This window comes from Synechococcus sp. A15-60, from assembly GCF_014280095.1.
Taxonomy (GTDB): domain Bacteria; phylum Cyanobacteriota; class Cyanobacteriia; order PCC-6307; family Cyanobiaceae; genus Synechococcus_C.
The window spans coordinates 1144425-1153323 of the sequence record NZ_CP047933.1; the positions used below are offsets into that span (position 1 = coordinate 1144425).

The 8899-nt window shown below is 48.2% G+C and carries 11 protein-coding genes; 4 read left to right on the forward strand and 7 right to left on the reverse strand.

Going from position 1 to position 8899, the window contains the following annotated elements; genetic code table 11:
- Window positions 1–62 precede the first annotated feature (62 nt).
- Window positions 63–338, reverse strand: a complete 276-nt coding sequence (locus tag SynA1560_RS06235) for a Nif11-like leader peptide family natural product precursor (protein ID WP_186501439.1) — start codon at window positions 336–338, stop codon at window positions 63–65.
- 189 nt (window positions 339–527) lie between these two features.
- Window positions 528–674, reverse strand: a complete 147-nt coding sequence (locus tag SynA1560_RS06240; protein ID WP_370523195.1) for a hypothetical protein — start codon at window positions 672–674, stop codon at window positions 528–530.
- A 299-nt stretch (window positions 675–973) separates the two neighbouring features.
- Here SynA1560_RS06240 and SynA1560_RS06245 point away from each other — a divergent pair, with 299 nt between their 5' ends.
- Genes SynA1560_RS06245 through SynA1560_RS06255 form a run of 3 tightly spaced genes read left to right on the forward strand, consistent with a single transcriptional unit; the run spans window position 974 to window position 2434 of the window.
- Window positions 974–1150, forward strand: a complete 177-nt coding sequence (locus SynA1560_RS06245) for a hypothetical protein (protein WP_186470752.1) — start codon at window positions 974–976, stop codon at window positions 1148–1150.
- A 22-nt stretch (window positions 1151–1172) separates the two neighbouring features.
- Window positions 1173–1691 (forward strand): nucleoside deaminase, encoded by a 519-nt coding sequence (locus SynA1560_RS06250; RefSeq protein WP_255477097.1) that lies wholly within the window; start codon window positions 1173–1175, stop codon window positions 1689–1691.
- Window positions 1692–1696: 5 nt separating this feature from the next.
- Window positions 1697–2434 carry a hypothetical protein gene (locus tag SynA1560_RS06255; protein WP_186501440.1) on the forward strand — a complete coding sequence of 246 codons (738 nt, stop codon included), beginning with the start codon at window positions 1697–1699 and terminating at the stop codon, window positions 2432–2434.
- 53 nt (window positions 2435–2487) lie between these two features.
- On the opposite strand, the gene SynA1560_RS06260 is transcribed toward SynA1560_RS06255, so the two are convergent.
- Genes SynA1560_RS06260 through SynA1560_RS06270 form a run of 3 tightly spaced genes read right to left on the reverse strand, consistent with a single transcriptional unit; the run spans window position 2488 to window position 4243 of the window.
- Window positions 2488–3207, reverse strand: coding sequence for an alpha/beta fold hydrolase (locus SynA1560_RS06260; RefSeq protein ID WP_186501441.1), 720 nt, complete (start codon window positions 3205–3207; stop codon window positions 2488–2490).
- Window positions 3208–3257: 50 nt separating this feature from the next.
- The gene (locus SynA1560_RS06265) at window positions 3258–4061 is read right to left on the reverse strand and encodes a PhzF family phenazine biosynthesis protein (RefSeq protein ID WP_186501442.1); all 804 of its coding nucleotides are present in this window, start codon (window positions 4059–4061) and stop codon (window positions 3258–3260) included.
- Window positions 4058–4243 (reverse strand): hypothetical protein, encoded by a 186-nt coding sequence (locus SynA1560_RS06270; protein ID WP_186470756.1) that lies wholly within the window; start codon window positions 4241–4243, stop codon window positions 4058–4060. The genes SynA1560_RS06265 and SynA1560_RS06270 overlap by 4 nt, the downstream gene beginning before the upstream one ends.
- Before the next feature lie 88 nt (window positions 4244–4331).
- Here SynA1560_RS06270 and SynA1560_RS06275 point away from each other — a divergent pair, with 88 nt between their 5' ends.
- Window positions 4332–4997: an SDR family oxidoreductase gene (locus SynA1560_RS06275; RefSeq protein ID WP_186470757.1), complete on the forward strand. Its 666-nt coding sequence runs from the start codon at window positions 4332–4334 to the stop codon at window positions 4995–4997.
- A gap of 49 nt (window positions 4998–5046) precedes the next feature.
- Here the strand turns inward: SynA1560_RS06275 and SynA1560_RS06280 are convergent, their stop codons facing one another.
- Together SynA1560_RS06280 and SynA1560_RS06285 are read right to left on the reverse strand one after the other, a co-directional pair.
- A complete protein-coding gene (locus tag SynA1560_RS06280) occupies window positions 5047–6672 on the reverse strand; it encodes a TolC family protein (RefSeq protein WP_186501443.1) in 1626 nt (541 codons plus the stop codon).
- 28 nt (window positions 6673–6700) lie between these two features.
- Window positions 6701–8896: a peptidase domain-containing ABC transporter gene (locus SynA1560_RS06285; protein ID WP_186501444.1), complete on the reverse strand. Its 2196-nt coding sequence runs from the start codon at window positions 8894–8896 to the stop codon at window positions 6701–6703.
- Between the last annotated feature and the right edge of the window lie 3 nt (window positions 8897–8899).

Here is an 8899-nt window from a genome sequence, read left to right on the forward strand (position 1 = left end):
AATTAAAAACCCCTGTCAATGCAAGGGCTTTGAGGGCGTAGGCTCAACAACCACCCCAATCATTAACAATTGACATTCGCCTTTGTTGGGTTTGAAAAGTGACAAATTACGGCCGACCTCCGAATGCAACGTCCACCAGCTGCACCTTCCAGCTCCTCATCTGACACTTCTCCCGTTGTCGATTGCATTGATTGAATATCTTCCGCAGTAATTGCAAACCCTGCGTCATTGGCGATTTCAAGAGCAGCTTCAGGTGAGGCTGCTGCATTGAGCTCTTCCTGGAGGTTGGTGTCGACTTTGACCTTCTCTAAGAAGGCTTTGAGTTGCTCTTCTGACATAGGAGGGCGTGGAGCTACAGGCTGGTCATAGCAACGGATAGCTGCAGTGACTTTGGCTAATACTTACTGCGCTCAATCGTGCCAGGTCTAGGAGGCAGGTGAGTGGGCTTTTGGGTGTAATTGCAGAAATAAGTCGCGTCAATGTAGGAGTGTTAAGTGTGTAGACTGGTCCACAGCTAGCCTAATTGTTCACTGACACATAGAGTCACCAAACCAACACCATCTATCCCGTTGTGCATCATTACCAGCGGATGCACTTTCCAGTTCTTCATCTGAAATTTCTGATTGAGCTTTCTTCAAGTCATTAGCAGAGATGCTAAAGCCAGCCTCTGTCACAATCGCAAGAACTGCGACTGAAACCCGGCCCTCATCGGATGGCCCGCTCCAATGTCTTGAAAGCCTTTAAGTCGGTGCCGGGAGCTAATCCGCTGCCCGGCAAACGGACCCTACGCAGTTGCTGAGCTAACGCCAAGAGCTTGGGCACTGTCCGTAGTGCTCATCCACTCGCCTGCTGTTAAAAGGGGCTACGCATGTTGTTGCGTGGATTGTGCGCAGTTTCTGCGCTGCGCGTATTTGCCAGCGTATAGATGTCGTCACGGATCCTTTAATTCCTGTTCCTTACTAGGTTTTCGAGTATGGCTCTCATCCCCCGCTGGCAATACATGACAGAGGAGAGCAAGGCGTTGGTGAAGCGTGGTGTGGTGAGCCTGCTGGTGCTGCTCGTAGCCGTCTTGGTGTTGCGAGCTTTGTTGCCTTGGGTGCTGGTGGCACTGATTGTCTGGTTTGTGTGGTCGTGGGCGCGTCGGCGTTGATTGCCACCGCTTGCCGCTCTAGGTGGCCTTGGCCACTCTGTGGCGAGAGGTTGGCGACAGCATGGTCTCGGATCAGGATCAGGCGCTGATGCGTGAAGCGATCCGTCTGATGCGGGACGCTGGCGTGGTGCACAAGACAGGTGGGCCCTTCGGTGCTGTGATCGCCAAGGACGGACAGATCGTGGCCGCAGCTGGAAATAGCGTTGTGAGGGATCTCGACCCCAGTGCTCATGCTGAGGTCAACGCCATTCGGGCGGCTTGTCAAACGCTGGGGACCTGGGACCTCAGTGGTTGTGTGTTGTACACAAGTTGTGAGTGTTGTCCGATGTGTTACGCAACGGCGTATTGGGCTGGCATCCGTACTGTTTTCTATGCCGCGGCTTGGTCGGATTACAGCGATTTGTTCTCCGATCAGGAGATCAATGAGGACATGCAACGGGCCAAAGACAAGCGCGAAATCAAGCTCACGCAGATTCTTCAGGGTGAGGCGTTTGACGTCTGGAAGGAATTTCGTTTGCTCCCTGATGGGGCTCGCTACTGAAGGCGATGGCTTTCTCGAATGACTCGGAATGGCTCGATTCGGGTGATTTCGTTTACACCATCCACAGTGTGATTCCTGTTGAGAAAAAGCAATCTTTTGAGCTCTTGCAGCATCAAATGAATGAGGCGGCCTGTGGTTTTGATGGATACTGCGGACAGTCGATCTCATTTCAGGACAAAGACGATGGACAGCATGTGCTGGCCACGACACGGATCGTTTTTCAAACCCTCAATCAATGTTTGCATTGGTTGGACAGCCCAGAGCGGCGGCGTTTGCTGCACCAGGCCGAAACTCTGATGGATTACCGCTATCACGGGACGCTTGAGGCGGATTCTTTTGATCAGTGGATTCAGGCGAGACAGCTTGAAAAGGTGCCAGTCTGGAAGGTGAATCTGCTGGTCTGGCTGGCCCTCTATCCGTCAGTCATGGTGTTGATCTTGCTGGGCAATTCAACCCTTGCGACACTCCCGCTGCCGTTGAATATGTTGGTCAGCAATTTCATCACCGTGCAGCTGACTGGGCATTTTCTAGTGCCTCGGCTCAGTCGTCTGTATGAGAACTGGTTGCACACGTCTTCAACGCGCTTCACCTGGTTAGGCATTACATCTGTTCTGCTGGTGCAGCTGTTTTTGTTGACGCTGTTTTCGCAATGGCCGGGAATGCCTTGGGATGCCTCAGACCTCAGCCCCCATGGGTTTGTGCTGAGCGTTGTTCAATGCGTGTGTTCATGGAATCTCGGCTGATCACCACCTCGTCAGACCATGGAGAGAGTTGGTTGACGTGGGATGCATCGACGTCAACCTCTGCCGAGAAGAGCCATGAGCACCTGCGCGAGCATGTCGGGTTCTGACAGCATCACATCGTGACCAGCTTCAAGGATGCGCGTGGTGCCCCCCAACCGCGCCGCATACAACAGGTTGCTCTCCAGCCCTAGGGCCTGGTCGTCCCTGCAGGCGAGGTAATGCCTGGGGCAAGTGAGGGTGGACAGGTCGAATGGGCTCTCTTCCAGGTACACGCCTAGAGGCTGGGGTGTCAGTCGGGCGTGATAAGCAGCGGCTTGGCTCTCATTCAGGTCGTTGAAAAACAGCTTGCGTGTGACGTCCGCATGCAGGGAGATACTTTGATCGTCTGATGCCTCCGCAAGTTCGAAGTAGCTCGGACGACGGCTCTCCGGAATACGGTCGATGGCTCGTTCTCCGGGCTTGAGCACCAGTGCGGCCACCATGACCAGCTGATCGAGAGCGATCGGCGCTGTTGCCATGGCTTCAGCGATGCCGATGCCGGCCAGTGAATGGCCGACGAGAACTGGGGGTTGAGGTCCGCACCGCTCCAGTTGATCGCGGATTGCTTCGCCGTAAGCCTGCAAGGTCACTTGATCGCGCGGCGTTGGATCTTGCCCATGTCCTGGCAGATCGAAACTCACCGCTTGATGACCTTCACGCCGGAGTACTTCAGCACAAGCGTCCCAGCACCAACTGCCATGAGATCCACCATGCACGAGTAAGAACACAGCCATGGACTCTCAGGTCAAACGTTGCATGAAAATTCTGATGTGATCGGTTGGGATCAGCTCGTCAGTGATGCATCTGAGAGGTCAATGAAACCATTCAGAAAAGGCATCACTTCCCCTGTGATCCTCACGCGCTCGCCAGCGAGTTGGCAGTGAAGGGATCCACGCCGCTTCGACAGTTGCCGAGCATCAAGGGTGCTGCGTCCCAATCGCTCAGCCCAGTAGGGAATGAGGCTGCAGTGGGCTGATCCGGTCACGGGGTCTTCATCAATCCCAATCCCCGGTGCGAAAAATCGGCTGACAAAATCCACTTCATGGCCCTGAGCCGTCACGATCAACCCCCGACCGGGCAGTGATGCCACAACTCCAAGGTCTGGTGTCAGCCCCTGAACCGTTGATTCATCGGCGACAACAGCGATCAGGTCTTCTCCAAGCAGGCAGGCCAATGGGGTGACCCCCAGAGCGTTGCGTATCCCTTCCGGTGGATCGCAGGGCTTGGCGCGTTGGATTGGAAAGTTGAGCGTAAGACCTTCACCCTGACGCTCAACGACCAGTTCTCCGCTGTTGGAATCGAACTGAATCTGATCAGATTCATGGTCTTGCTGAAACAGCACGTAGGCGGCGCCCAGCGTGGCGTGACCGCAGAGATCCACTTCGCAGCTGGGAGTGAACCAACGAATCCTGTAGCACCCGTCAGCTTCCACCACAAAGGCTGTTTCAGAGAGGTTGATTTCCGCTGCGATCGCTTGCATCAGTGCGTCGGGTAGCCAGGCATCCAACATGCAGATGGCAGCCGGATTGCCTTCAAATGGGGCATTAGCAAAGGCAGCCACCTGCTGGATGGGAATGGCCTGGTTCATGACGTCTGCTTGCTTTGACGGCGTTCCACCTGTGTGAACACGAGCCAGGCCAGGGTGGCCAATCCACCTCCGGCCCAGTCATTGCGCAGCAGTTCCACGAGAGCAACCGTGCTCGCTGCAATGCGAAGACCGCGTAACAACAGCTGTTTGAGCGAGGGTGCTGAAGGTGTGTTCTGATCCATCCAACTGATGGCTCTTTGAGCCTTCTTTAAAACACTGGATCCTCCTTGCCTCCACCCGAGAGGATGGTTGTTTTCACCTGACGCATTCATGTCAACGTTTCTAGTCACCGGCTCTAACCGGGGGATCGGTTTCGAGTTTTGTCGACAACTGCAGCGGCGCGGGGATCAGGTGATCGCTGTGTGCCGTGAGCCCTCAGACGAGCTTCAGGCACTACCTGTACGCATTGAAGCCGGTTTGGATCAAACGTCTCGGGATGCACCCGATCAACTGGCTCGCAGGCTTGAAGGAACGGTGTTGGATGGTGTGATCCTCAATGCCGGAATTCTGGAGACCATCGCTTTCGATCAGCTGGATCCTGATGCCATTCGCCGCCAGTTCGAGGTGAATGCTTTGGCTCCGCTGATGTTGGCTCAAGCTCTATCTGAATTGATGCCGGCAGGTTCCAAGTTGTCGCTCATGAGTAGCCGGATGGCGTCGATGGATGACAACACGTCTGGTGGTTCCTATGGCTATCGGATGTCGAAAGCAGCTCTGAATAGTGCAGCAAAATCACTGGCCTTTGACCTGAAACCGCGTGGCATTGCTGTAGCAATTCTGCATCCTGGATTGGTTCGAACACGCATGATCCGCTTTAATCCCAACGGAATTTCTCCAGAGACCGCTGTTCGAGGACTGCTGCAAAGAATCGATGCGCTTTCCTTGGAAACGTCAGGAACATTTTGGCATGCCAATGGTGAGATTCTTCCCTGGTGACCCGGCTAAAAGCATCAAACGAGACCGAAGATTTTTATCTCTTCTGGACTCATTGAAGACCTGTTTGGTTCAGGAGCTGATCGGCAATTCCTTCCGCATCTTGAGGCCAAATAGCTGTTTCACGATATAACGTTGATAGACGTGTATTGTAATTCTGAATCGAAAGTATTTTTGAGGTAATTGCGTCTTGATATTGTTGAGCTAACTGATTAAGTGCTGTGATATCAGTGAGACCTGCATTCATTCGGGCCACTGCTGCAACATATGCAATTTTAGACGAATCAGCTGCTGCTTTCGCAGTCATGAACTCAAGCGTTGCAGAATCAAGAGCATTGATTGTCGTTCTCACGGTTTCAGTGGCACGATTACGAAACGATTCTGCTTCAAATTCAAACGCTTTGGATTGATTAAAGTCAAAGGATGCATTGGCATCATTGACGCCACCCTGATAAAACGTCCATCGAAATCCAATCAACGCGGAAATATCATAGTTCGAATCTCTAGACCAAACACTGGTTGTTGTGTAGCTATCTCCATTGATTCCTGCCCCAGAGCTCTCTAATTCAACGTCTTGATTGCTGTTGAGCGAGCTCTCACTCCCTAGATAATTTGCGTTGGCAGATAAATATAGCTTAGGAAGCGTACTATTTAATTGTGAAATGCCACTCCATTTTGATCCTTCGGAGAGTTCAACTGCTTGAAGGACTCGATCATTATTTAGCCTTGCCAATGCAATTGATTCATCGAGACCAAATGGCCAGTCTGCTTGAAATTTGCTTTCTCCTTTGGTGATAATAAAGGTTTCTTCGGGGAGTGAAACGAGTCTAGCCAGTGTGCTAGAAAACTCATAATAGGATTGGATAGACTGAATCAGTCGTGAGAGAGTGTTGTAATACGCTGCATAACTTTGGCCCAAATCCTGAAGGCTGACACGACCTGCATCGAATCTGGCTCTTTGGACTTCAGCGGAGAGCTTCTGCGATTTAGCAATGATCGTGTACGAGGTAATGAGATCTTTTTGGGCTAATAATTGGTAGTATGTCGTTTGTATTTGACTGACGAGGTCTCGAGAAAACAAATAAAATCCATAGCGTTGAGCGGAGTAAGACGCTGAAGCTGAATTGATGGTGGGTTGCCGGCTAAAGTCAAGAAATTGCCAAGTCACCTCCGCCTGAACCCGACTCGTTGCTCGCGAGTTGGTTGTGTCTGTCGTTCGACTCCTTCGAATGGTTCCAAGCGGATTCGATTGAGATGGATCAGTCTCCTCTCGACGGTCGTTGAATGATTCGCCTCCATTGATGGTGAAGCTTTCGCTGGAAATGGAAGCAGTTGGATTCCAGGATCTGGTCGCTGCGGTCAGTCGATCTCGGCTGGATTCCAGATCACTCAGTTGTTGTTTGATTTCTGGGTTATTCGCAAATGCAAAATCGATGCACTCCTTCAGCGTGAATGACCTCGCATCTGGATAGTTTGTGCTCTTATTTAGAAAATTTTCGACTTGTTGCCAGTGTTGGGTAGAAATTGTCTGTAAAAGCTCTTTTTTAAAGAATCCTTCTGGTGCATCACTCAGTTGATCTAGGTTTATGGATAAATCATACGCATGAGAAGTAGACGCAAGTGGGACCAAACAAAGTGCCGCTATCGAAGCTTTGAAGGCTATCTTGATCGATAACATGGTAAAGAAAAGATTTCGTCTCATTGGATTAATCCACCTCTGTTCCTTGTGAGCGGTATTTTTGCATCACCTCCTTCATATAATTGGAGTTTACAAGGCTGTTTTCGAAAGATCCTTCGAATTCGATTTTACCCTTTTGAAGAACAATAATGTGATCGCAGCTTTGGATTGCTGTGATCCTGTGTGCAACGACGATGCGACTGACGCCAATATTTTTCAAGTTTTCGACGATAACGCGTTGGGAATAATTATCAAGCGCCGATGTCGATTCGTCTTCTAATAAAACCTTGGGTTCGCGTAAGAGAGCACGGGCAATGCCTAGGCGCTGCCTCTGGCCTCCAGAAATATTACCAGCACCCTCGGACAAGATTGTCTCTAATTTCATGGGCAAAGCATTTATTTCTTCTGACAGATTAACAAGCTCAAGTGTTCTCCAGATTGTTTCATTTGATTCGCTCAAACCAGATGTTAAAGCATCTTTGATTGATGAAACTGGAAGAACAGTTGTTTGAAGGATTGTTCCCATCTGTGACCTGAGATGCTTGATATCAAGTTCTGATAATTCGTGCCCATCGATAAAGATTGATCCAGATTGAATTGGATAAAAACCTAAGATGATAAGGATAATCGTTGACTTACCACATCCGCTGGGGCCAAATAAAACATTAAATTGATTAGGGTAAAGCGTGAAACTTACTTTGTCTAAAATTATATTGTCAGACCCTGGATAAGAAAATGTGACATCTTTAAATTGAATAAGACCGTTAAGAGTGATTTGCTTTTTAATGGTATTCAAACCCTCTTCTTGTTTTTGATGAATTAGCGGCATAGCCCGCTTGAAATCGACCCAACCTTGACCCAAAACCGTATTAAATAGATCAACAAGCTGTGTAAACTTCGTTGAAAAACTAGAAAAGGCGCTCGAAAAAATAATAAAAGTGGATGCCTGTAATCCGAGTTCGTTGATATCACTTGAATTGAGTAACCGGTAAATTAAAACTGCGTAAATCAAAGACAAGCCAAAATTATTTAAAAAGCTCGATATGATTGAATTGTAGCTAGAAAGAAGATTGACATTAAAGCGAAGAGAAGTGAACGAGAATATTGATTTACTCCATCGTTCGATAATTGATCGTTCACTCCCAGAGGTTCTAATTTGTGCAATATTATTCAATGATTGCAATGTCTCATCATAGAAATTAGCTTCTTCTTCAACGAAGCTTTTTTCGTAAACAATTTGACGTCTGAAAATACCAGTTTGTATGCCTGCAATGGTGATGATCAATCCAATCGCAAAAATACTAAGTTGCCAATCATAATTAATCATCAATCCCATGAAGCCAATCAAAGATATGATATTGATGACTGTCGATAGCGCTGATGATGATAATGACCTAAGTAGGCTGTTGACTGAAGTAACACGCGATGATAAGTCGCCAATCTTATACTGATCTAAAAACGAGATGGGATAAGAAAGAATTCTTTGGTAGATTGGAATCTGAATCCTGAGACTTAATTTTTGTGTAAATCGAAGTAAAAAGAACGACTGTAGCCATGTCATCAACGATGAATAGAGAGCAATCACAACAGTGATTATGAACGTTGAAATGATCCAACCGATGTTTCCGCTTGGAACAACGTCTCCTACCACTCTGGATGTGATGATTGGTGAGAGAAGTGATAGCCCTGTGACGAAAACTGAGATTAAAGCAGCGAATATAAAATCTCTCTTGACAGCAGGGAATGAAAATTTGAGGAGTTCCCAAAAAGTATCGAGATTTTCGGGAAAGATTGGGAAAATTTCGTAAACAGTTTGATCATCTTCTTGCTCAAACTTTTTTCCGTTAATGTAGGTATTTAGTGTCGTATCGAAGATCTTTGTTTTTGATCCAATTTCATGGATAATAACGAGTGAGCCATTTTTTTTATTGATAGTAACGAGAGGAATCTGTTCATATTTACCGTAGTCAAGACTAATGTTTGAAGGGCGATAATAGAACCCATTAGACTCTAATAAATCTTCAAGAGTGTTACGCGACTGGATTATTTGCTGTTGGTCAAGACCGAATAACTCCCTGAGTTTATTAATTAAGTTGTATGCTTCATCTTCGATAGTGCTCTTATTGAACGACTCATGATCCTTTTGAGTTGACACATCCAGGCTAAGCAATGACTGAATTGCTTTTGATGATGCTTGGATCTCATTGAAATTATTATTTGCCATCAT

Excerpts from the sequence above, each read along its gene's own strand:
- SynA1560_RS06260 (WP_186501441.1), bottom strand. The coding sequence starts at position 3,207 with ATGGCTGTGTTCTTACTCGTGCATGGTGGATCTCATGGCAGTTGGTGC.
- SynA1560_RS06245 (WP_186470752.1), top strand. The coding sequence starts at position 974 with ATGGCTCTCATCCCCCGCTGGCAATACATGACAGAGGAGAGCAAGGCG.
- SynA1560_RS06235 (WP_186501439.1), bottom strand. The coding sequence starts at position 338 with ATGTCAGAAGAGCAACTCAAAGCCTTCTTAGAGAAGGTCAAAGTCGAC.
- SynA1560_RS06270 (WP_186470756.1), bottom strand. The coding sequence starts at position 4,243 with ATGGATCAGAACACACCTTCAGCACCCTCGCTCAAACAGCTGTTGTTA.
- SynA1560_RS06265 (WP_186501442.1), bottom strand. The coding sequence starts at position 4,061 with ATGAACCAGGCCATTCCCATCCAGCAGGTGGCTGCCTTTGCTAATGCC.
- SynA1560_RS06255 (WP_186501440.1), top strand. The coding sequence starts at position 1,697 with ATGGCTTTCTCGAATGACTCGGAATGGCTCGATTCGGGTGATTTCGTT.
- SynA1560_RS06275 (WP_186470757.1), top strand. The coding sequence starts at position 4,332 with ATGTCAACGTTTCTAGTCACCGGCTCTAACCGGGGGATCGGTTTCGAG.
- SynA1560_RS06280 (WP_186501443.1), bottom strand. The coding sequence starts at position 6,672 with ATGTTATCGATCAAGATAGCCTTCAAAGCTTCGATAGCGGCACTTTGT.
- SynA1560_RS06285 (WP_186501444.1), bottom strand. The coding sequence starts at position 8,896 with ATGGCAAATAATAATTTCAATGAGATCCAAGCATCATCAAAAGCAATT.